The organism is Thauera sp. 2A1 (assembly GCF_009469595.2).
GTDB lineage: Bacteria > Pseudomonadota > Gammaproteobacteria > Burkholderiales > Rhodocyclaceae > Thauera.
Window position 1 is genome coordinate 225680 of sequence record NZ_SSXV01000003.1, and the last position, 22889, is coordinate 248568.

Sequence of the window (22889 nt, forward strand, 5' to 3'; positions counted from 1 at the left end):
TGGCGGGCGTTGTCGCGTGAGGCCTGCAAACGCCTCAGGCGCGGCGCCAGGTCGTGCCGCCCGGTCCATCCTCCAGGATGATGCCCGCTGCGGTCAGCTCGGCGCGGATGCGGTCCGCCTCGCCGTAGTTCTTCGCCTTCTTCGCTGCGCTGCGGGCGGCGATCTGCGCCTCGATGGCGTCGGCATCCAGCGCGCCGGCGTCGGGCGCACCCGCCTGCAGGAAGGCCCGCGGCTCGCGGCCGAGCAGGCCCAGCACGGCGCCCAGCGCCTTCAACTGCGCAGCCAGCGCCGGCGAGGCGCTGCGATTGACCTCATTGACCAGTTCGAACAGCACCGCCACCGCTTCGGCGGTGTTGAAGTCGTCGTCCATCGCCGCGCGGAAGCGTTGCGCATGGGCCTCGTTCCAGTCCGGCGCAGCCTCGTCTTCCGCCGGCACGTTCTTCAGCGCGGTGTACAGGCGCGTCAGCGCGTTGCGGGCGTCCTCGAGATGCGCGTCCGAGTAGTTCAATGCGCTGCGATAGTGGGCACGCAGGATGAAGAAGCGCACCACCTCCGGGTCGTACTTCTGCAGCACTTCGCGGATGGTGAAGAAGTTGCCGAGCGACTTCGACATCTTCTCGTCGTCGACGCGGACGAAGCCGTTGTGCATCCAGACATTGACGAAGGCATGGCCGTGCGCGCCTTCCGACTGGGCGATCTCGTTCTCGTGGTGCGGGAACTGCAGATCCATGCCGCCGCCGTGGATGTCGAAATGATCGCCGAGCAGGTCCGAGCTCATCGCCGAGCACTCGATGTGCCAGCCCGGCCGGCCCTCGCCCCAGGGCGAGGCCCACTTGACCTCGCCCGGCTCTTCGACCTTGGCGTGCTTCCACAGCACGAAGTCGAGCGGATCGTTCTTGTCCTGCGCCACGTCGACGCGCTCGCCAGCGCGCAGCTCGTCGAGCGACTTGCCGGACAGCTTGCCGTAGCCGTCGAACTTGCGCACCGCGTAGCACACGTCGCGGTTGGCGGCGACGTAGGCGAGGCCCTTCTGCTCGAGACGCGAGATCAGCGACTGCATCTGCGCGACGTATTCGGTGGCGCGCGGCTCGTGGTCGGGTCGCAGCACGCCCAGGGCGTCGGCGTCCTCGTGCATGGCGGCGATGAAGCGGTCGGTCAGCGCGCGGATCGTCTCGCCATTCTCCTGCGCGCGACGGATGATCTTGTCGTCGATGTCGGTGATGTTGCGCACATAGGTCACGTCCAGGCCGCTCGCCCGCAGCCAGCGCGCCACCATGTCGAACACCACCATCACGCGCGCATGGCCGAGGTGACAGAAGTCGTACACCGTCATGCCGCACACGTACATGCGCACCTTGCCAGGCTCGATGGGACGAAATTCTTCCTTGCTGCGCGAGAGCGTGTTGTAGATCGTCAGCATGTCGATGGAGGGTGAGAAGTTTCGGGAATCGCGCTTCGGCAGTGAAGCCAAGCACGCGAAGCCTGCACGCAGGCTACAGGGGGTGCGGCGAGGCGCGCAGACCGGACTGCGGGTTTGTGACGCGCCAAGGGATACGGGTAAAATGCAGGGCTGCCCCGGACATGTTGCCGAGCGCCCGAAAATCGCGCCGAAGTATACCACGGGGCCAGCACCGCCCGGCCCGCGCCGGATTCCGCAGATCCCGGAGTAAGCATGAAAAAACAGTGGCTCGCCTTCGCCGCACTCGCCTCGGTCGCACTATCGGCGATCGCCGCCAACCCGACGGTCGAACTGCACACGACCCAGGGCGACGTGGTTGTCGAAGTCTTCGCCGACAAGGCGCCCAAATCTGCCGAGAACTTCATCCGTTACGTGAAGGATGGCCATTACGACGGCACGATCTTTCACCGCGTGATCGATGGCTTCATGGTCCAGGGCGGCGGCTTCGACGCGGCGATGAACCAGAAGCCGACCCGCGCGCCGATCGAGAACGAGGCGAAGAACGGTCTCAAGAACGTGCCCGGCACGCTCGCGATGGCGCGCACGCAGGATCCGCACTCGGCCACCGCACAATTCTTCATCAACCTGGTGCCCAACACCTTCCTCGACTACCCTTCGCGTGACGGCTGGGGCTATGCGGTGTTCGGCAAGGTGGTGAAGGGCATGGACGTGGTGGAGAAGATCGGCAAGGTGCCGGTCAGGAATGCCGGCCTTCATCAGAACGTCCCCGTCGAGCCTGTCGTGATCCAGTCCGCCCGAGTGATCGAGGGCAAGTGATCGCGCCTCGCCCATCCACATACCCATAACCCGCCCGCCAACAGGAGCCCAGCAATGGCAGTCAAACTGCACACCAACCATGGCGTCATCACGCTCGAACTCGACGCCGAGAAGGCGCCCGTCACCGTCGAGAACTTCCTCGGCTACGTGAAGGCCGGCCACTACGACAACACCGTCTTCCATCGCGTGATCGACGGCTTCATGATCCAGGGCGGCGGCTTCGAGCCCGGCATGAAGCAGAAACCCACCGGCGAACAGATCAAGAACGAGGCCGACAACGGCCTCAAGAACGATCGCGGCACCATCGCCATGGCGCGCACCCAGGCGCCGCACTCGGCCACCGCGCAGTTCTTCATCAACGTCGCCGACAACGACTTCCTCAACTTCCGTGCACCCGACCTGCAGGGCTGGGGCTATTGCGTGTTCGGCCGTGTGACCGAAGGCATGGACGTGGTCGACAGCATCCGCAAGGTCAAGACCGGCTCGAGCGGCTTCCACCAGGATGTGCCGAAGGAAGACGTGATCATCGAGCGCGCCGAAGTTGTCTGACCGCAGCATCCCGGCCGCCGACGGCGGCCGCGCCACGCTGATGCCGGAAGCCGCGCGCGCGCCGCTTCCGGCATTGTTCATTTCTGACCTTCATCTGAGCGAGGACGAACCCGCCAACGTCGCCGCCTTCCTCGCCTTCCTGCAGGGGCCGGCACGGCAGGCGGCGAGCGTCTTCATCCTCGGTGACCTGTTCGAATACTGGGCGGGCGACGACGACCTCGCGACGCCGTTCAACGCTCGCATCGCCGCGGCCATCCGCGCGCTTGCCGACAGCGGCACCGCGGTCTTCTTCATGACCGGCAACCGCGACCTGCTCGCCGGACCGGCGTTCGCCGCGGCGATCGGCGCGACCCTGCTCGAGGATCCGGCGCGGGTGCGCTTCGCCGACGACGACAATGAGGATGCCCCGGTGCTGCTGCTCGCCCACGGCGACGCGCTATGCACCGACGACGTGGCGTACCAGGCCTATCGACGCCAGGTGCGCGACCCTGCGTGGCAGGCCGGTTTCCTCGCCCAGCCGCTGCCCGCGCGCAAGGCCTTCATCGCCGGCCTGCGGCAGAAAAGCGAGGCGGCGAAGGCCGGCAAGTCGATGGAGATCATGGACGTCAATGCCGAGGCGGTCGCCGCGCTGCTGCGCGACAACGCGTATCCGACCCTGGTGCACGGCCACACCCATCGCCCTGCCTGCCATCGGCTGGACGTAGACGGTCACGACTGCGCACGTTGGGTGCTTCCGGACTGGCGCGGCGAGGCCTGCTGGCTTCGCTATGACGGCCACGGATTCAGGCCGGAGTCAGGTGGTCGGGGTCAGGTGCTGCCTGAATGAACTGACCGGCTCGTGTGCGAGATGCTCGTTCATGTCTCGCATTCGGCGCCTCGCCGCCGGATCAGTTGTCACCGCCGGAGGCAAGGTTGAGGTCGAGCTGCCCCCCATCCGCGTCGTCGCTGTTGTCGGAGTGATCGCCGGTGGCAGGCTTGAGCTCGCCTCGCTGGTTCTCGACCCCGTTCAGGTATTCGACGGTGATGTCACCGGTGATGTAGTGTCCGTCGAAGCAGGACGTCTCGAAGAAGTTGATCGCCGGATTGACCGCGCGCACCGCAGCCTTCAGGTCATCCAGGTCCTGGTAGATCAGCCCGTCGGCGCCGATGGCCTGGCAAATCTCGGCCTCGTTGCGGTCGGAAGCGATCAGTTCGGAGCGCGTGGGCATGTCGATGCCGTAGACGTTGGCATGGCGCACCGGCGGCGCGGCCGATGCCAGATACACCTTGGTCGCGCCAGCCTCGCGTGCCATAGTCACGATTTCCTTGCTCGTGGTGCCGCGAACGATCGAATCGTCGACCAGCAGCACGCGCTTGCCACGGAACTCCTGCGGAATGGTGTTGAGCTTCTGGCGCACCGACTTACGCCGCGTGGCCTGGCCCGGCATGATGAAGGTGCGGCCGATGTAGCGGTTCTTCACGAACCCTTCCCGATACGGCAGCCCCAGCCTGTGCGCCAGCTCCATCGCTGACGGCCGGCTCGAGTCGGGGATCGGGATGACCACATCGATGTCCAGGTGCGGCTGGGTACGCTTCACCTTCTCCGCCAGGAACTCGCCCATCTTCACCCGCGACTCGTATACGGAGACGCCGTCGATGATGGAGTCGGGCCGCGCGAGGTAGACGAACTCGAACATGCACGGCGCCTCGACTGTCTTGGTGGCGCACTGGCGACTGTGGAAGTTACCCAGGGAGTCGACCAACACCGCCTCGCCCGGCGCGACGTCGCGCAGCAGCTTGAAGCCCAGCACATCGACCGCCACCGATTCCGACGCCACCAGCCATTCGGTGCCTGCATCGGTGTCGTTGCGGCCAATGACCAGCGGACGGATGCCATAGGGGTCGCGGAAGGCCAGCAGGCCGTAGCCGGCGATCATCACCACCACCGCATACGCGCCGCGACAGCGCCGATGGACGCCCGCCACCGCGCGGAACACCGCCTCCTCGTCCAGCTTGAGGCCATTGCATGCGGCCTGCAGCTCGTGTGCCAGCACGTTGAGCAGCACTTCCGAGTCGGAGTTGGTGTTGATGTGGCGCAGGTCGGAGAGGAACATCTCGCGCTTGAGCGCGACGGAGTTCGTGAGGTTGCCGTTGTGCGCCAGCAGCAGGCCGAACGGCGAATTGACATAGAAGGGCTGCGCTTCCGCGGCGTTGTAAGCCGACCCGGCGGTCGGATAGCGCACATGGGCGATGCCCCAGTTGCCCGCCAGGTTGCGCATGTTGCGGGTGCGGAACACGTCCCGCACCAGGCCGGAGCCCTTGTGCATGTGAAAGCGCCCGCCCTCGGACGTTGCGATCCCTGCGGCATCCTGCCCGCGGTGCTGAAGCACCTGCAGCCCGTCATACAGCAGTTGGTTGACCGGAGAGGTGGCGACGACGCCAAGAATTCCGCACATGAAAGCCTGCCTATCTGAAACGAACTTTGTCGGCTACCGCTTGCGGCAGCCAGGGTTTGGCGGCGATGACCGCCGCTTCCATCGGCGGCGAGAACATCGCCTGAGCCCACCAGGGCTGGATCGACAGGCCGGCGAGGCCACCGATCAGCACCCCGACGAAGGCCACGGCGAGGCCGCGGAGGATTCCGAACAACGCCCCGAAGAAACGGTCCGCGGCGCCCAGGCCCACGGCCTGCAGCAGCTTGCGCAGCAGGTAGCGAAGCAGCGCCGCCACCAACAGCACGCCGATCACGATCAGGGCGACTCCGGCGACCTGACGCCACACCGGCTCCGCGATCAGGCCGCTGAAAAGCTCGGCGGCGCTGTCGTTGTAGCGCCAGGCGGCGACCAGTGCAAGCACCCAGGCGAGCAGCGCCATGACCTCGCTCACGATACCGCGCCACAGCCCCACCGCCGCCGAAACGGCAAGCACACCAAGGAAAACGTAGTCGAAGGCCGTCATCACTCGACTCAGCGCGGACTCACGGCCGGCGAATACCCCTGCGCCTTGAGCCTTGCTGCCGCTTTCTCGGCCGCTTCACGGCCATCCAGCGCGCCGACACGCACACGCGTCACACTGCCGGCCTTTTCAGTGTAGGCCGCGAATCCCTGCTTCTTGAGTTCGGCGGCGATGCGGGCTGCCTTCTCGGCGTCGCCGAAGGCGCCGACCTGGACGACGTAGGCCTCGCGGCGTGGAGAGGGCTCGTCACCACCGAGGGCAGCGCGCGCACGTGCCGCCTCTGCAGCAGCCGTATCGGAAGGAGCAGCCTTCGATGGTTTGGACTCGGCTTTCGGCTCCGGCTTGGGATCGCTCTTCGCCTCCGCCTTGGGCTCGGTTTTCGCGTCCGGTCGCACCGCCTGCCGCTGCGGCTCGGCACTCTTGGCGGTCGGCGGCACCTTTGCCGCAGGCTCTTCGGCTGCCGCGCCAGCGGCCGGCGTTTCCTCGGGCGAGAAGACGGCGGCAGCGTCGGCTGCCGCCTGGTCGGCATTTGCGATCGGGCGCGACAGCGCGCTGTCGGCCTCGCGGTCCGGAATGGAAACCTGGATGTCCTGGCTCACCGGGCGCGGTTCCTGGTCCATCATCATCGGCAGCACGACGGCAGCCAGCAGCGCAAGCGCTGCCGCACCGACAAGGCGCCTGCGCGCGCGCTTCTTGATCTCTAGATTGTCTGCGTCGCTCACCGGAAAGCTCTGTCAGTGACGTTCGGCCCGGATCGCCGCGAGCACGTCCGCGACAGTCAGGAAAGAGCCGAAAACGACGATTCTATCACCCTCGGCAGCACTCTTTTGCGCTGCGGCATAAGCTTCGTCAGGCGAGGCGAAGCAGCGAATGTCCGCGTCGATGCCAACCGTACGCATATGCAGTGCCAGTTCCTCTGCCTTGAGCCCGCGCGGCCCGGGCAGATCGGTGAGCAACCAGTGGTCAACCCGTCCGCGCATCAGCGCGATCACGCCATCGACGTCCTTGTCGCGCAGCATCCCGAAGACGGCGTGCGTCTCCGCGTAGAAGCCCATGCTGCCGAGGTTCTCGGCCAGCACACCCGCCGCCTGCGGGTTGTGCGCGACGTCGAGTACCACGGCAGGACGGCCGGGCAGGACCTGGAAGCGGCCGGGAACTTCGACCAGCATCAGGCCCTCGCGAATCGCCTGCATGGAGACCGGCACGCGGTCACGCAGCGCGTCGAGGGCGGTGATCACTGCCGCCGCGTTGAGCAACTGGTTGGCGCCGCGCAAGGACGGATAAGCCAGGCCTGCACGCTTCGCGAGCGCGCCTTGGGCGATCGGCGCACCGTAGCGCCAGTAACCCCATTGCTGCCGGTCGCCGCCGAAACCGAAGTCCCGACCACTGACCCACAGTCGCGCCCCGATCGCCTCGGCATGCTCCAGCAAGGAGGCGGGCGGCTGCGGATCGCCGCATACGGCCGGGCGGCCGGCGCGGAAGATACCGGCCTTCTCGTAGCCGATCGCCTCGCGCGTGTCGCCGAGATAATCCATGTGGTCCATCGCCACGCTGGTGACGATGGCGCAGTCGGCGTCGAACACATTGACGGCGTCGAGCCGCCCGCCCAAGCCGACCTCGAGGATGATCACGTCCGGCGCGGCCTGCTGGAAGACCGACCACGCCGCCAGCGTGCCGTGCTCGAAATAGGTCAGCGGCGTGTCACCGCGCACCGCCTCTACGCGCGAGAAGGCCTCGACGAGTTGTTCGTCGCTAACCTCCTTGCCATCGATGCGGACCCGCTCGTTGTAGCGCAGCAGATGCGGCGAGGTATAGCAGCCCACGCGGTAGCCCTCGGCGAGCAGGATCGACTCGAGCATCGCACAGGTCGAGCCCTTGCCATTGGTGCCACCGACGGTGATGATCGCCGACTCCGGGTCGGCACCGAGCGCCGCCCTGACTGCCCGGACGCGCTCCAGCCCGAGCTTGATCGTTTGTACATGCCGCCCTTCGAGAAGGGCGAGCCATTGGTCCAGCGTTTGCGGCAACGACATCTGCGGCATCGCCCTCGCGTCAGGAGCCGACCGGCGCCTGCCGCAAGAGCAGGGCCAGCAGCTTGGCCAGTTGGTCGCGCATCTGGCGGCGGTCGACGATCATGTCGATCGCGCCCTTTTCGAGCAGGAACTCGGAGCGCTGAAAGCCTTCCGGCAGTTTCTCGCGCACGGTCTGCTCGATCACACGCGGGCCAGCGAAGCCGATCAGCGCGCCCGGCTCGGCAATGACCACGTCGCCCATGAAGGCGAAGCTCGCCGATACGCCACCCATCGTCGGATCGGTCAGCACGCTCACGAAGGGCAGCTTGCGCTCTGCGAGCTGGGTGATCGCGGCCGTGGTCTTGGCCATCTGCATCAGCGAGAAAAGACCTTCCTGCATGCGCGCGCCGCCCGAGGCGGTGACGCAAATGAAGGGCACGCGCTGCTCGAGGGCAGCTCGAACACCGCGCACGAATCGCTCGCCGACGACCGATCCCATTGATCCGCCAAGGAATTCGAACTCGAAGCAGGCAACGACCACCGGCACCGTCAGGATCGCGCCTTGCATGACGACCATCGCATCCGCTTCCCCGGTGTCCGACACCGCAGCCGACAGGCGCTCGGGGTATTTCCGCGAATCCTTGAACTTCAGCGGATCGACAGGAATGACCTCGGCACCGATCTCGAAGCGCCCCTCGGCATCGAGCAGCAGATCCAGCCGCTGGCGCGCCCGCAGCCTTTGGTGATGGCCGCATTTCGGGCAGACATTGAGGTTGCTCTCGAGATCGGAGCGGTACAGCACCGCCTCGCAGGCGGTGCACTTGCTCCACAGGCCTTCCGGAATGGACTTGTTGCGGTTCGCGGATTCGCTGCGCTTGATCTTGGGCGGCAGCAGCTTTTGCAGCCAGCTCATGACTTCACTCCCACCCCAGGAGCGAGGCTGTCGAGCGCCTCGCGGATGCCGCGCATGAACGCAGTGACATTGGCAACCACCGCATCGCGCGGGCTCTGTTCAATTTCCTCGATGATGCGGCTGCCGATCACCACCGCATCGGCCACCGCACCGATGCTCCTCGCGCTCGCCGCATCGCGGATGCCGAAGCCGACACCCACCGGCATGCCGACGGCCGCGCGGATTGCCGGGATACGCCGTGCAACCTCGTCGAGGTCGAGCTTGCCGCTGCCGGTCACGCCCTTCAACGACACATAGTAGATGTAACCGCTACCGGCGCGTGCCACATCGGCGAATCGTTGCTCGGTGGACGTGGGCGCCAGCAGGAAGATCGGATCGAGCCCGGCAGCCCTGGCCGAGGCGGCAAACTCGACGCATTCCTCAGGAGGATAGTCGACCACCAGCACGCCATCGACGCCCGCGGCCTTTGCATCGGTAACGAAGCGACCGACACCCATCGCCTCGATCGGGTTCGCATAGCCCATCAGCACGACCGGCGTATCGGCATCCTCGGTGCGGAACGTGCGCACGATGTCGAACACCTTGCGCAGGCTCATGCCCTGCGCAAGCGCGCGCTCGGATGCGCGCTGTATGGTCGGACCGTCAGCCATCGGGTCGGAAAACGGCACACCAAGCTCGATGATGTCCGCGCCGCCCGCCACCAGTGCGTGCATCAGCGGCACGGTGAGCGAGGCATCGGGATCGCCCGCGGTAATGAAGGGAATCAGGGCCTTGCGGCCCGCGCCCTGCAGTTGCTGGAAGGTGGATTGGATTTTGGACATGGGGGAGTCAGAACGGGCCGCTTGGCGGCCCGGGTGAATGATCAGAACTGGATGCCGGAACGCTCGGCGACCGTGTGCATGTCCTTGTCGCCACGACCGGACAGATTCACCAGCAGGACACGGTCCCGCGGCAACGTCGGCGCGAGCTTGGCCGCGTACGCGAGGGCATGCGAGGACTCCAGCGCCGGGATGATGCCCTCGAGCCGGCACAGGTCGTGAAACGCCTGCAGCGCCTCCGAATCTGTCACTGCGGCGTATTCGGCCCGGTGCGAATCCTTCAGCCACGCATGCTCCGGGCCGACGCCGGGGTAGTCGAGGCCCGCCGAAATCGAGTGCGTCTCGATGATCTGGCCGTCCTCGTTCTGCATCAGGTAGGTACGGTTGCCGTGCAGCACGCCGGCCTTGGCGTTGGCAGTGAGCGGCGCCGCATGGCGGCCGGTGGCAATGCCCTCGCCTGCCGCTTCGACACCGATGAGCTTGACGCCCGGCACGTCCAGATAAGGATGAAAGATGCCGATGGCGTTGGAGCCGCCGCCCACGCAGGCGAGCACGTAATCGGGCTGACGCCCGATCAGTTCGGGCATCTGCACCAGGCATTCCTTGCCGATCACCGTCTGGAAGTCGCGCACCATCATGGGGTAAGGATGCGGGCCGGCGACGGTGCCGATGATGTAGAAGGTGTCGGCGATGTTGGTGACCCAGTCACGCATCGCCTCGTTCAGCGCATCCTTGAGCGTCTTCGACCCGGACTCGACCGGCACCACGGTGGCACCCAGCAACTTCATCCGGTAGACGTTTGCCGCCTGGCGCTTGATGTCTTCGGAGCCCATGTAGACCACGCACTCCATGCCATAGCGCGCGGCGACCGTCGCCGTCGCCACCCCGTGCTGTCCCGCGCCGGTCTCTGCGATCACCCGCGGCTTACCCATCCGGCGCGCGACCAGCGCCTGGCCGATGCAGTTGTTCACCTTGTGCGCGCCGGTGTGATTCAGGTCTTCGCGTTTGAGGTAGATCTGCGCGCCGCCAAGTTTTTCCGACAGGCGTCGGGCGTGGTAGATGGGGCTGGGGCGGCCGACGAAATGCTTCAACTCATATTCGAACTCGGCGATGAAGGCCGGATCGTTCTGGCAGGCCTCGTAGGCCTGGCGCAGTTCGACCAGCGCCGGGATCAGGGTTTCGGCAACGAAGATACCGCCAAAAGGCCCAAAGTGGCCGCTGGCGTCAGGAAACTGGTAAGGCGTGTCAGCCATCTGCATGTCGAACTCCGGCGATGAATGCGGCGATCTTCGCCGCATCCTTGATTCCCTTTGCACTCTCCACTCCGCTGGACACATCGACTGCCCACGGCCGCACGCGCCGCACCGCCTCGCCGACGTTGTCGGCGTCGAGGCCGCCGGACAGGATCAGCGGGCGCCCGAAGCCCGCGGGTATCAGCGACCAGTCGAACGTCTTGCCGCCGCCGCCATAGCCGTCGACGAAAGCGTCCAGGAGAATGCCCCGCGCACCGGGATGTAAAGTCACGAATTCTAGCAGATCGACCCCCGGGCGCATCCGTGCCGCCTTGATCCAGGGTCGTCCGTAGCGCGCACAATCGGCGTCGGACTCATCCCCGTGGAACTGCAACAATTGCAGCGGCAAACGTGACAAGGCTTCCGACACGAAAGCGGCTTCGGGGTTCACAAAAAGGCCGACTGACGTCACGAACGGAGGCAGCAGCGCGACCAGTTCGGCCGCGCGATCGAAGCTGATCGCGCGCGGACTGGGCGGATAGAACACGAAGCCGATCGCGTCGGCGCCGTGTTCGACGGCCGCGCACACGTCCTCGGCCCGCGTGAGGCCGCAAATCTTGATTCGGGTTCGGGACATTCAGATCAGGGGAAGCTGGGGCAGCGCGATGATACGCCCATCGCCGGGCAGCGACCATCGCGCGGGATAGCTCACACCGCACAGGTACAGGCCGTCGGGCGCAAAGGTCGGCGCTGCCAGGCTGCGATCACGCGCTGCCAGCACTTGGGCCATCCACTCCGGGGCGTACCGGCCCTTGCCCACATAAACCAGCGCGCCGACGAGGTTGCGGATCATGTGATGCAGGAAGCCATCGGCGCGGAAGTCGAACACGAGGAACTGTCCCTCGCGGCGCACGCCTGCCTCGTGCATCAGGCGCACGGGGCTGCGCGCCTGGCAACCGGCTGCACGAAAGGTCGTGAAATCGTGCGCCCCCACCAGATGGCGAACTGCCGCCGCCATGGCGGATTCGTCGAGCGGCAGGTGGAACCACCCCACCCGACCGGCCAGCAGAGCCGGCCGCGTTGGCGCGTTGAACAGCACATAGCGGTAGCGGCGCTCGTAGGCAAGAAAGCGGGCATGAAAATCCGCATCCACCCCGACTGCCCAACGCACCACGACCGCTGGCGGCAAGTTCGCGTTGACGCCGCGCACCCAGGCCGAGGCAGGGCGGATCGCGCCGGTGTCGAAGTGCGCAACCTGGGCGGTGGCGTGCACGCCCGTGTCGGTGCGACCGGCACAGTGCAGGCGCACCGGCTCGCCGGCGATCTTCGCCAGGGCCGCTTCCAGGACGTCCTGGACCGTACGTCCGTGCGCCTGGCTCTGCCAGCCTTCGAAGGCGTCTCCAGCATATTCGACGCCAAGAGCGATACGCGTCATGCGAGCGTCCACCACAGGAGACACCCCCCCAGCACGAATGCGCCGAACACCACCTCGCGCAGGCCGAATTGCTCCACCGCCAGATGCAGCCGTTCCGGGGCCGCGACCGGGCCTTCGCCGAGGAGCCAGACATGCCAGTCGACAAGACCATCCTCGCTGGAGAATTCGACGTAGCGCAGCACGAGCAGCAGGCGCACCGCCACCCGATCAGCAGGCAGGCCGACCCAGCCCAAGGGGCGACACAGGGCGCGCAAGCCGCCTACCAGGCGCTCGGGGGCAAGCTGGTCGAGGAGCACGGCGACGCTGCTCACGACCGTAAAAAGGCGCGCGAGATGCTCTGCAGCCAGGCGCAGGCCCTCATGCGTGGGGCTGACGTGCGGCCACGCGACGAGGACCGCCTCGCCCGGTGTGAACCACGCGAAAAGGACGAAGATCGCCAGCAGCAGGAAGCGCGTTCGACGCAGCAGCCGCGACACGCGCGAACCAGCGAGCAAATAGGCGAGCAGACCACAGCCGAGTGCAACGCCGGCCAGCGCACTGCCCGGCAAGAACTGCACCAGCGCCACGCCAAGCAGCCAAAGCAGGAGAAGGAAGCCCGAATGCATCGTTCCGGAGCGACCGGCGGCGTGCGCCAGGATCAAGCGTCACGCCTGCACGGCAAGGCTCAGCCCAGCCGCGCAATCATGTCGCGCGCTACGGACTGCTGTTGTGCGCCCCCCTCGCGCAACACCTCGTCGAGGAGTTCCAGTGCGCCCTCCTTGTCGCCCATCTCTTCATAGGCGCGCGCCAGCTCGAGCTTGGTTTCGATTTCCTCGAAATTCTCGGACCGTTCCTCGCTCGTCGCCGGTGCCATCTGAGCGGCATCGCGCACCGCATCGACCGGCGCCGTCTCGGCCGAATCGAGCAGGTTGAGATCGAGGTCGAGCGAGGTCAGGTCGAGGCTGGGCGCAACCGCGGCCGACGCCGCTGCGGATGCGGGCTCGATGTCGAAATCGAAGTCCAACAGGCCAGGATCGAAGCTCGATTTCTCCAGATCCATCTCTGGTTGCGTTGCGGCCTCCGCCCCCGGGGGGGGCGCAACCGGCCGCTCCCGGGGTGGCTCGGCGATGATGCCGCCGGCCAGGTCAGGGAAATCGAAATCGAGGTCAAGCGCGGTGGCGTCGGGATCGAAGGACGGGGCATCAGGCGCGACGAAGGTCGCCTTCAGGTCAGATGCCGCGTTCCCGGTCAGATCCGGCGCCTCGGCAGCAGATTCGAAATCCATTCCGAGCGCGGTGGTCTCGGGCTCGAACCGCAGCGGCGCCGCGTCGACCATCGTGGCGTCCAGATCCGGAGTCGACGCTTCCGAAGGCTCGAGATCGAGATCAGGAAGCTCGAAATCGAAGGCGCTCGCCACCTCCTCGAAGCCCTCCTCCGCCGCCGTCGCTGCAGCAGGAATCTCCCGCGCCTGCAGAACCGGTGCCGCCGAGAGTTCCGGCTCGCCGATGTCGAGATCGAAAGTCAGGCCCTGGTCCTCCGGTTCGCCCACCTGCGCAGCGTCTTGGGCGCTGTCGAGCGTTGCCACAGGAGCCGGCTCCGGTTCGTCAAGGCCGAGGTCGAAATCGATCACAGCGCCGTCTGACGGCAGTTGCCCGGCGGCGCTGCCGCGCGAGCCATCCTCGGCCGCGGACGCGCCGCCCGCATCGGGCTCGCCCTCGCCGGAAAACTGGCCGAGTGCTCCAGGACGCGTCCAGGTATCCTTGAACTGCGACTGGGCCGGCTCGACCGGCAGCGAGGCGGTGAAGTCCAGCGCGGACAGCTCTTCAACGCCCCCCCCGATCTCAGGCTCGGCAGGCTCCTGTTGCGGGACCGTGGCGGTGAAATCCTCGGCTTCCGCCGGCTTCGATGCCATCGCGGCTGCCATCGCAACACCCGCCAACCCGGCCGCAGTCGCCGCCGGGACCGCCGCGCGCGCGACTGCGCCGGCGCCAGCCAGGCCTTCGGTGCGCGCTGCGACCTGGTCTCCATACAGGGGATTGTCCGGATCCAGCTTGCGCCCCATCAACGCGGCACGCTCCCAATCCGCGCCACGCCCACCAGTACGCGCGTAAAGCTCGGCAGCCACCATCTCGAACTGCTTCAGGCTCTTGCGCTGGGCGTAGATCTCGAGCAGCTTGAGATGGATCGCGGCACGGTCGGGATCGGCCTTCATCGCATCCTGCAGGATCTCTTCCGCCTGCGCGTCCCGTCCATAGGCCATATATACGTCGGCCTCTGCCACGGGATCGACCCCTTCGTCAGTGTCGATCGCAGAGAGCCCGGTCTGGCTGAAATCGGTCATCAGCATGCTGTTGCCGGTGTCGACACTCTGCCCGCCCGTCTCGCCGAAGACAGTGCCCGGCTCGGCCGGCTGTGTCGCGCCCGCATGACCGCTCTCGTCAGCCCCCACTGCCTCTTTACTGCGGCGCTGCCGCAGTTTCAGCGCCACCAGGGCAAGCAGCAGGGCAGCCACGCCGCCTCCAGCCGCCAGCGTGGAGGGATCGGCGAGCAGCGAGTCGACGACGCCAGGCTCCTCGGGTGGCTGCGGCGGGGGCGCAGCACGGGTCTGCTTCGGCTCCGGCCTGGGCTCTGCTGCCGGCGCAGGCACCGGGGCAGGCACGGGCTCAGCGGGCTTGGCCGCCGGCGCACTCTCCGCGGCCGGGCTCTTGGCGGCAACATCGGCTGGCGTCGGTTGTGCGACTGGCGGCTCTGCGGGAGCCGCCGCAGGCGCCACGGCGGCGGGCGCCGCCGGCGCCGCGGGCGAGCCTGCCTCCGAACGCGGCGTGCCGCCCGCCTGCTGCTGCGCCTGCGCCAGCGCGCCGCTGCGAACTTCCAGCAGCTTCTGCATGTCGCGAATACTTTGCTCGAGTTGGGCGAGCCGCGCATTTGCGTCCTGCAGCGCCTTTTCGCGGGAGGCAAGCTCCTCCTCGAGTGCTTGCAGGCGCGTGGTGGTGTCACCCTCGCCCAGCTTTTCTGAGCGGGAGACGCGCACCTTGTCCTTCGACTCGGCGGCCGGCCGGGCTTCTTCCACCTTCGGCACGATGCGACCGCCGCTTGCCTGCTCGGCAGCAACCTCGGCGGGCTCCGCGCGCTCAGCCACTGCGCCCGCGAGACGCCGGCGGTAGGCATCGAAATCGGCCGCCTGGGCAAGGATTTCCCGCCTCGCCTCGACCGGGGTCACGGACTGTACCCGGTCTGCCGAGGGGATGGAAAGGACCGCGCCAGCCTTGAGCCGATTGATGTTGCCACCTTCGAACGCTGTCGGATTGGCACGGAAGAGCGCGATCAATGTCTGGTCGAGGTTGGCTCCCGCTGGCGCAATGTTGCCGGCAATGCTGCGCAGCGTGTCTCCACGCTTGACGGTATAGCGATCCGGAGCTGCCACGCTGGCGGGAGCCCGTTCGCGTTCGGTCTCGCGCTCGGTCTCGCGCACGGCCGGAGCCGGCGCCGGCATTCTTGGCGCGGGAGCTACGGCAGCAGGTTCGATGCGCGCGGCCACCGGCTTGGGCGTCGACAGGTCGACCGGATCGAGCAGGAAGGTGTAGTCGCGCGCCAACTGACCCGAGGCCCAGTTCAGCTCGACGAGTAACTCCACGAAAGGATCGTTGATGGGCCGCGCGCTGGACAACCGGATGACCGGCCTGCCGCTGCGCGCGTCGAGGCTGGCACGCACGCTCGCGGCTGCCGCAGAGTATGCGATGTTCGCCGCGCGAAAGGCGTCGGGCGAACCAATGCGGGCAGTGAGCGACTGCAGCTCCTGCGGCGTGGCGTTTACGCTGATTTCCGCCCGGAGCGGCTGTCCGAGCCCACTGAAAACGTTGATCTGTCCCAGCCCGGCCGCCTGGCTACCCACCGGGAACGAGGCGATCGCCAGCGCGATCAGCGAAGCCTTGAGCGACGTCTTCATGAGTTTCTTCAACCTGCGTATCTCCCCAAGCCTCGTCCCTGAGACGCCCGCCCAGGCGACCTGCCTGGCAATCTAGCATCCCAGCGTACTTCACGCAGCAACCATTCCATTTGCAAGGCCATTGGTCGTGACGAAGTGCCGACTTCAGGCCAGATGCCGCCGGGGAGCATCCCCGGCGGGGTATTGATGATCAGCGCTCGAGCAGGATGCGAAGCATGCGGCGCAGCGGCTCGGCGGCACCCCACAGCAACTGGTCGCCCACGGTGAACGCACCGAGGTAATCGTTGCCCATCGCCAGCTTGTGCAACCGGCCAACCGGGACCGTCAGCGTTCCGGTGACGGCGGTCGGCGTCAGCTCGCGCTCGGTGATCTCGCGCTCGTTCGGCACGACCTTCACCCACTGGTTGGCGCTGCCGATGATGTCGGTGAGTTCGTCCAGCGGCGCGTCCTTCTTCAGCTTGATCGTCAGCGCCTGCGAGTGGCAGCGCATCGCGCCGATGCGCACGCACAGGCCGTCGATGGGGATCGAGCCGGCGGCGCGGAAAGGCGCGTTGCCGAGGATCTTGTTGCACTCGGCACCGCCCTTCCATTCTTCCTTGCTCTGGCCGTGCTCGACCGGTACATCGATCCACGGAATCAGGCTCCCCGCCAGCGGCGTGTTGCGGAAGTTCTTCTTCGGGAAGCCATCCGAACGTATGGTCTCGGCGACCTTGCGGTCGATCTCGAGGATGGCCGAAGCCGGATCGGCGAGCAGATCCTTCACCGAGTCGTGGATGGTGCCCATCTGCGCGATCAGCTCGCGCATGTTCTGCGCGCCCGCGCCCGATGCGGCCTGGTAGGTCATTGCCGAGATCCACTCAACCAGGCCGTGCCTGAACAGGCCGCCCAGGCCCATCAGCATCAGCGACACGGTGCAGTTGCCGCCGATCCAGTCGCGACCGCCCTTGGCGAGCGCGGCGTCGATGACGTTGCGGTTGACCGGATCGAGGATGATGACCGCGTTGTCTTCCATGCGCAGCGCGCTCGCGGCGTCGATCCAGTGCCCCTTCCAGCCCGTTGCGCGCAGCTTCGGATACACCTCCTTGGTGTAGTCGCCGCCCTGGCAGGTGATGACAATGTCGCACGCCTTGAGCGCATCGATGTTCATCGCGTCCTGCAGCGTCTCCGCCGCTTCCTTGCCGCCGAACACCGGCGCCTTGCCGCCCGCGTTGGAGGTGGAGAAATACACCGGTTCGATAAGGGCGAAATCGCCCTCTTCCACCATGCGCTGCATCAGCACGGAACCGACCATTCCGCGCCAGCCGACCAGACCGACTCGATTCATTGCCTTACCTCTCAGACTCAGTTTTCAGTTCTTCGCGATCACAGCGCCGCCAGCACGGCATCGCCCATTTCCGCGGTACCCACGCGGCGCGTGCCCGGCTCATAGATGTCGCCGGTGCGGTAGCCCTGCGCGAGCACCTTCTTCACCGCACTCTCGATGCGCTGTGCCGAAGCCTCGTCGTTGAACGAGTAGCGCAGCATCATCGCGGCCGACAGCATGGTCGCGAGCGGATTGGCCAGGTTCTTGCCGGCGATGTCCGGCGCCGAACCGTGCGAGGGCTCGTACATGCCCTTGTTGTCGGCGTTGAGCGAAGCCGACGGCAGCATGCCGATGGAGCCCGTCAGCATCGAGGCTTCGTCGGACAGGATGTCGCCGAACATGTTGCCGGTCACCATCACGTCGAACTGTTTGGGGTTGCGCACCAGTTGCATGGCCGCGTTATCGACCAGCATGTGGGTGAGCTCCACCTCCGGGTAATCCTTCTTCACTTCTTCGGCAATGTCGCGCCAAAGTTGAGTGGTTTCGAGCACGTTCATCTTGTCGACCGAACACAGCTTCCTGCCGCGCTTCATCGCCGCCTCGAAAGCCACGCGCAGGATGCGCCTGATCTCGTACTCAGCGTAGATCATCGTGTTCCAGCCCACGCGCTGAGTTTCGCCATTGACGTCGCGCATCTCGATGCCGCGCGGCTGGCCGAAGTAGATATCACCGGTGAGCTCGCGCACGATCAGGATGTCGAGACCGGAGACGACTTCGGGCTTCAACGTGGAGGCATTGGCCAGTTCCGGATACAGGATCGCAGGGCGGAGGTTGGCGAACAGCGCGAGCTCCTTGCGGATGGCGAGCAGGCCCAGCTCAGGACGCTGGTGCCGAGGAAAGCTGTCCCACTTCGGTCCGCCCACCGCGCCCAGAAGGATCGCATCGGCTTCACGCGCCAGCTTCAGCGTTGCCTCGGGCAGCGGCGTGCCGGCGGCATCGACGGCGCAGCCACCGACGAGACCCTCTTCCATCTCGAACTTCAGGTCGAGCGCCTTCAGCAGACGCACCGCCTGGGCCATGATCTCCGGGCCGATGCCGTCACCCGGCAGGACACAAATCTTCATCGAATCATTCTCCACAGTAGCCAGCCGCGGTCCGGTCAGGCGAAGTAATAAGGGTGCTCGGCGCGCCGCTGCGCCTCGAAGGCGCGGATCTTGTCGGCATGGCGCAACGTCAGGCCGATGTCGTCCCAACCGTTCAGCAGGCATTCCTTGCGGAACGCGTCGATGTCGAAGGCGATCACCTTGCCGTCCGGACGCGTGATCGTCTGCGCCGCCAGATCCACCTTCAGCCGATAAGCTTCGTTCGCCGCGCACTGACGGAACAGTTCGTCCACCTCGTCCGCGCCGAGCTGGATCGGCAGCAGACCATTCTTGAAGCTGTTGTTGAAGAAGATGTCGGCGAAGCTCGGCCCGATCAGCACGCGGAAGCCGTAATCCTCCAGCGCCCAAGGGGCATGCTCGCGCGAGCTGCCGCAGCCGAAATTGTCGCGCGTCAGCAGGATCTGCGCGCCCTGGTAGCGCGGCTGGTTGAGCACGAAATCCGGGTTCAGCGGTCGCTTGCTGTTGTCCTGGCCGGGCTGGCCGACGTCGAGGTAGCGCCACTCGTCGAAGGCGTTGGGGCCGAAGCCGCTGCGCTTGATCGACTTCAGGAACTGCTTCGGGATGATGGCATCGGTGTCGACGTTGGCGCGGTCGAGCGGCGCCACGAGGCCGTCGAGAACGGTAAAGGGGTTCATTATTTCGCTGTCCTCTGGATGATCTCGCCGCCGCGTTCGATGTCCTGCCCGATGCCGCGCACCGTGTTGCAGGCCGCGAGGCTCGCGCCGAGGCTGAGCGCGGCGAGAAGAAGTGCCAGTTGTCTCATGATCTGTTCCGCAATGAACTATCGTGTGGCACGCGGGGGCTCAGCCCAGCGTGCGCACATCGACGAAGTGGCCGGCCACCGCGGCAGCCGCAGCCATCGCCGGGCTCACCAGGTGGGTGCGCCCGCCCGCACCCTGGCGGCCTTCGAAGTTGCGGTTGGACGTCGACGCGCAACGCTCGCCCGGCTCCAGACGGTCGGCGTTCATCGCCAGGCACATCGAGCAGCCCGGCTCGCGCCATTCGAAGCCGGCGGCGAGAAACACCTCGTGCAAGCCTTCTGCCTCCGCCTGGCGCTTGACCAGGCCGGAACCCGGCACCACCAGCACGCGACGCACGTTGTCGGCCTTCTTGCGACCCTTCGCCACGGCGGCCGCCTCGCGCAGATCCTCGATACGCGAGTTGGTGCATGAACCGATGAAGACCTGGTCGACGCGAATGTCGGTCATCGGCGTGTTGGCCTCGAGGCCCATGTACTTGAGCGCCCGCTCCATGCCTTCACGCCTGACCGGATCGGATTGTTGCGCCGGATCGGGCACGCGGTCATTGACCGTGACCACCATCTCGGGCGACGTACCCCAGGTGACCTGCGGCTGGATGGCAGCGGCATCGAGTTCGACGACCTTGTCGAACCTGGCGCCTTCATCGCTCTTCAGCGTACGCCAGTAGGCAACCGCCTTGTCCCAGTGCTCACCCGCGGGGGCGAACGGTTTGCCCTTCAGATACGCGATGGTGGTTTCATCCACGCCCACCATGCCGGCGCGCGCGCCCGCCTCGATCGCCATGTTGCAGATCGTCATGCGGCCTTCCATCGACAGCGCGCGGATGGCGCTGCCACCAAACTCAACCGCATAGCCGGTGCCGCCAGCCGTACCGATCCTGCCGATGATGGCGAGGACGATGTCCTTGGCGGTGACGCCGCGGCCGAGTTCGCCGTCGACCTTGATCAGCATGGTCTTCGACTTCTTCTGCAGCAGGCATTGCGTGGCCAGCACGTGCTCGACCTCGGAGGTGCCGATGCCGTGCGCCAGGCAGCCGAAGGCACCGTGGGTGGACGTGTGAGAATCGCCGCAGACGACGGTCATGCCCGGCAAGGTGGCACCGTTCTCCGGCCCGATCACGTGGACGATGCCCTGACGCTCATCCTTGAACGGAAAATAGGCGAGCGAACCGACTTCGCGGATGTTGGCGTCGAGCGTCTCGACCTGCTGCCGCGACACCGGATCCTGGATGCCCTGATCCCAATGGTCGGTCGGCGTGTTGTGGTCGGCCGTCGCCACGATGGACGACACGCGCCACGGCTTGCGCCCGGCGAGCTTGAGACCTTCGAAGGCCTGCGGGCTGGTGACTTCGTGCACCAGGTGGCGATCGATGTAGATCAGCGCCGTGCCGTCGGCCTCCTGGTGGACAACGTGGCTCGACCAGAGCTTTTCGTACAGCGTTTGGGCTTCCATCCAATAAGGTCCAAGGAAAGAAAAGGTTACGATTATTTCACAAAGCCTGCCGGGCTGAACAGCACGCCGCCCGCCGCTCGACGACCGCGCCGGCCTCAGCGCCTGGAGCGCTCGTACAGCGGCAGCACGCGCGCCGAATACTCCGCCAGCTCACGCTGGCGGGTGGAATGGGACGGGTGGGTGGAGAGCCACTGCGGCGGCCCGCCATTGGAGGCGGACGACATCTTGTTCCACAGCGTCACCGCTGCACGCGGGTCGTAACCCGCTCGCGCAGCCAGCTCGACGCCCATGCGGTCCGCTTCCATCTCGTACTCGCGCGAGTTAGGCAACTCGAAGGTCACCTTGGCCACCATGCCCATGAGGTCCTGGCCCGCCGAGCCCACGCCGAGCAGCGCGCCCGCGACCGACACGCCCAGGCCGGTGACCATGGCTTTAGACACCTTTTCGCGCGCGTGCTCGCGCAGCGCGTGTGCGATTTCGTGCCCCATCACCGCTGCGATCTCGTCGTCGCTCAGCTTCAGCCGGTCGATGATGCCGGTGTAGATGGCCATCTTGCCGCCCGCCATGCACCACGCATTGAGCTCGTTCGAGCTCAGCACATTCACCTCCCACGGCCAGCGCAGCGCATCCTGACGGAAGGCGCCGACTTGCGAAGTAAGCCGCGCCACGATGGTGCGCACGCGCTGCACTTCACCCGGATCACGGTTGAGCGCGTTCTTGCTCCGGGCCTCTGCCATCATCTGCTGATACTCCTGGCGCGAGGCCTGCTCCACTTCCTGCGCGGACACCATCATCATCTGCGAGCGCTCGACACCGACCACCCCACCGCCTGTCGTCTGCACCGTCTGGCAGGCCACGGTGATGGTCGCCGCAAGCGCGACCGGCAGCAGATTGCGTAGCACCGACTTCATGCCGATATCCTCCATCAATTCTCGTTCTTGCCCTGCGACACGGGCCAGCCACGCGCCAGCCATGCCAGGCCCGCCAGCGCGAACCCGGCACCGAGCGTATACGTCCACGCCGACCCGAGCACTTCCCAGGTGTAACCGCTTGCCAGGCCACCGACCATGCCGCCGGCACCGAACGACAGGCTGCCATACAGCGCCTGTCCATGGGATTGCAGGCGGCCGGGGAACCACTGGTTCACCATCGCGATTGCCGCCGCATGATAGGCGCCGAAAGTGACGCCATGCAGCAGTTGCGCGAACACCAGCACCGGCATGCTGCCGACACCCCAGCCGATCAGCACGAAGCGCAGCGCTGCCACGGCGAAGCTGAACAGCAGGATGCCACGCATCGTCCATTGCCGTGAAATGCGTGGCATCAGCATGAAGACGGCGATCTCGGCGAGCACGCCCACCGTCCACATCCAGCCGACCACCGCCTTCCCGTAACCGTGCTCGACCAGATAGATGGAGTAGAAGACGTTGAGCGCGCCATGTGCTGCCGCCATCAGGAAACAGGCGCCGAGCAAGGCCCTGACTTCGGACCGCGCCAGTGTGGCACGCAGACTCACCGACTCACGGTGCTCGCCTGCACCGCCCACGTCGGGCACCGCCACCGCGCAGCCGAGGATGCCCAGCAGCACCGTGGCGATCACCCACAACAACGTGGCCACCGGCAGCCGGTCGAGCGCGTACCCAAGGACGAGCACCGCAACCACGAAGCCGACCGATCCCCACACCCGGATGCTCCCGTAGCGGTGCGCGTCGGCGCCGAGATGCGCAAAAGTGACGCTCTCCATCAGGGGCAGCGCAGCGCTCCAGAAGAAGGACATCAGCGCCATTGCAGCGAACAGCCCGGCAAAGGAATCGAGGTAGAAGAAGAGCGAGAAGCCCGCCAGGCTCAGCAGCGCCGAAGCGCGCACAATGGGGAGGCGCACGCCGAATCGCTCCGCCATCCAGCCCCACAGGCCGGGCGCGAGCACGCGCATGACCTGCATCAGCGACATGAGGATGGCGATGTCGGCCGCAGACAGGCTCAGGGATTGCAGGTAGAGCGTGAAATACGGCGAGAATGCGCCGACGAACGCGAAGTATGCGAAGTAGTAGGCCGACAGGCGCCAGTAGGGAAGCATCAGGAGAACTCCGGCGCAAGCGAAAGCGCCCGCCGGAATGCGTCGTCCAGGCATGGTGCCCGCCGCTGCAGCCCCGAGG

At 66.3% G+C, this 22889-nt stretch carries 22 protein-coding genes; 3 read left to right on the forward strand and 19 right to left on the reverse strand.

Going from position 1 to position 22889, the window contains the following annotated elements:
* Positions 1-34 precede the first annotated feature (34 nt).
* A complete protein-coding gene (gene cysS, locus GH664_RS04695; RefSeq protein WP_153167011.1) occupies positions 35-1420 on the reverse strand; it encodes a cysteine--tRNA ligase in 1386 nt (461 codons plus the stop codon).
* A gap of 252 nt (positions 1421-1672) precedes the next feature.
* Between cysS and GH664_RS04700 the strand changes: the two genes are divergently transcribed.
* From GH664_RS04700 to GH664_RS04710, 3 genes are read left to right on the forward strand one after another with little or no spacing between them, the layout of a single operon-like run.
* Positions 1673-2236 (forward strand): peptidylprolyl isomerase, encoded by a 564-nt coding sequence (locus GH664_RS04700; RefSeq protein ID WP_153166958.1) that lies wholly within the window; start codon positions 1673-1675, stop codon positions 2234-2236.
* Positions 2237-2290: 54 nt separating this feature from the next.
* The gene (locus tag GH664_RS04705) at positions 2291-2785 is read left to right on the forward strand and encodes a peptidylprolyl isomerase (protein WP_153166959.1); all 495 of its coding nucleotides are present in this window, start codon (positions 2291-2293) and stop codon (positions 2783-2785) included.
* Positions 2786-2825: 40 nt separating this feature from the next.
* Positions 2826-3611 (forward strand): UDP-2,3-diacylglucosamine diphosphatase, encoded by a 786-nt coding sequence (locus GH664_RS04710; protein ID WP_153167012.1) that lies wholly within the window; start codon positions 2826-2828, stop codon positions 3609-3611.
* Positions 3612-3672: 61 nt separating this feature from the next.
* On the opposite strand, the gene purF is transcribed toward GH664_RS04710, so the two are convergent.
* The 18 genes from purF to GH664_RS04800 form a co-directional block, all read right to left on the reverse strand.
* Entirely contained in the window at positions 3673-5220 is a 1548-nt protein-coding gene (gene purF / locus GH664_RS04715) for an amidophosphoribosyltransferase (protein WP_153166960.1), read from the reverse strand.
* A 10-nt stretch (positions 5221-5230) separates the two neighbouring features.
* Positions 5231-5722, reverse strand: coding sequence for a CvpA family protein (locus tag GH664_RS04720; RefSeq protein WP_153166961.1), 492 nt, complete (start codon positions 5720-5722; stop codon positions 5231-5233).
* A gap of 8 nt (positions 5723-5730) precedes the next feature.
* Positions 5731-6441 (reverse strand): SPOR domain-containing protein, encoded by a 711-nt coding sequence (locus GH664_RS04725; protein ID WP_153166962.1) that lies wholly within the window; start codon positions 6439-6441, stop codon positions 5731-5733.
* A 12-nt stretch (positions 6442-6453) separates the two neighbouring features.
* Positions 6454-7752 carry a bifunctional tetrahydrofolate synthase/dihydrofolate synthase gene (gene folC, locus GH664_RS04730; RefSeq protein WP_194270325.1) on the reverse strand — a complete coding sequence of 433 codons (1299 nt, stop codon included), beginning with the start codon at positions 7750-7752 and terminating at the stop codon, positions 6454-6456.
* A gap of 19 nt (positions 7753-7771) precedes the next feature.
* Complete coding sequence (accD, locus tag GH664_RS04735) at positions 7772-8644, reverse strand: acetyl-CoA carboxylase, carboxyltransferase subunit beta (RefSeq protein WP_153166964.1); 873 nt, start codon at positions 8642-8644, stop codon at positions 7772-7774.
* The gene (gene trpA, locus GH664_RS04740) at positions 8641-9465 is read right to left on the reverse strand and encodes a tryptophan synthase subunit alpha (protein WP_153166965.1); all 825 of its coding nucleotides are present in this window, start codon (positions 9463-9465) and stop codon (positions 8641-8643) included. Before trpA ends, accD begins: the two co-directional genes overlap by 4 nt.
* Positions 9466-9506: 41 nt before the next feature.
* Positions 9507-10721: a tryptophan synthase subunit beta gene (gene trpB / locus GH664_RS04745; protein WP_153166966.1), complete on the reverse strand. Its 1215-nt coding sequence runs from the start codon at positions 10719-10721 to the stop codon at positions 9507-9509.
* Complete coding sequence (locus GH664_RS04750) at positions 10708-11331, reverse strand: phosphoribosylanthranilate isomerase (protein WP_153166967.1); 624 nt, start codon at positions 11329-11331, stop codon at positions 10708-10710. The genes trpB and GH664_RS04750 overlap by 14 nt, the downstream gene beginning before the upstream one ends.
* Entirely contained in the window at positions 11332-12129 is a 798-nt protein-coding gene (gene truA, locus GH664_RS04755; protein WP_153166968.1) for a tRNA pseudouridine(38-40) synthase TruA, read from the reverse strand.
* Positions 12126-12770 carry a CbiQ family ECF transporter T component gene (locus GH664_RS04760; protein ID WP_228111383.1) on the reverse strand — a complete coding sequence of 215 codons (645 nt, stop codon included), beginning with the start codon at positions 12768-12770 and terminating at the stop codon, positions 12126-12128. The genes truA and GH664_RS04760 overlap by 4 nt, the downstream gene beginning before the upstream one ends.
* 23 nt (positions 12771-12793) lie before the next feature.
* Positions 12794-16054, reverse strand: a complete 3261-nt coding sequence (locus GH664_RS04765; protein WP_153166969.1) for a FimV/HubP family polar landmark protein — start codon at positions 16052-16054, stop codon at positions 12794-12796.
* Between the two features lie 190 nt (positions 16055-16244).
* Positions 16245-17378 carry an aspartate-semialdehyde dehydrogenase gene (asd, locus tag GH664_RS04770; RefSeq protein WP_153166970.1) on the reverse strand — a complete coding sequence of 378 codons (1134 nt, stop codon included), beginning with the start codon at positions 17376-17378 and terminating at the stop codon, positions 16245-16247.
* A 38-nt stretch (positions 17379-17416) separates the two neighbouring features.
* Positions 17417-18481 (reverse strand): 3-isopropylmalate dehydrogenase, encoded by a 1065-nt coding sequence (gene leuB, locus GH664_RS04775; protein ID WP_153166971.1) that lies wholly within the window; start codon positions 18479-18481, stop codon positions 17417-17419.
* 35 nt (positions 18482-18516) lie between these two features.
* Complete coding sequence (leuD, locus tag GH664_RS04780) at positions 18517-19155, reverse strand: 3-isopropylmalate dehydratase small subunit (RefSeq protein ID WP_153166972.1); 639 nt, start codon at positions 19153-19155, stop codon at positions 18517-18519.
* Entirely contained in the window at positions 19155-19283 is a 129-nt protein-coding gene (locus GH664_RS04785) for an entericidin A/B family lipoprotein (RefSeq protein WP_153166973.1), read from the reverse strand. The genes leuD and GH664_RS04785 overlap by 1 nt, the downstream gene beginning before the upstream one ends.
* Positions 19284-19323: 40 nt before the next feature.
* Entirely contained in the window at positions 19324-20733 is a 1410-nt protein-coding gene (gene leuC, locus GH664_RS04790; RefSeq protein ID WP_153166974.1) for a 3-isopropylmalate dehydratase large subunit, read from the reverse strand.
* Between the two features lie 95 nt (positions 20734-20828).
* Positions 20829-21644: a M48 family metallopeptidase gene (locus GH664_RS04795; RefSeq protein ID WP_153166975.1), complete on the reverse strand. Its 816-nt coding sequence runs from the start codon at positions 21642-21644 to the stop codon at positions 20829-20831.
* Between the two features lie 14 nt (positions 21645-21658).
* Positions 21659-22810: an MFS transporter gene (locus GH664_RS04800; protein WP_153166976.1), complete on the reverse strand. Its 1152-nt coding sequence runs from the start codon at positions 22808-22810 to the stop codon at positions 21659-21661.
* Positions 22811-22889 lie beyond the last annotated feature (79 nt).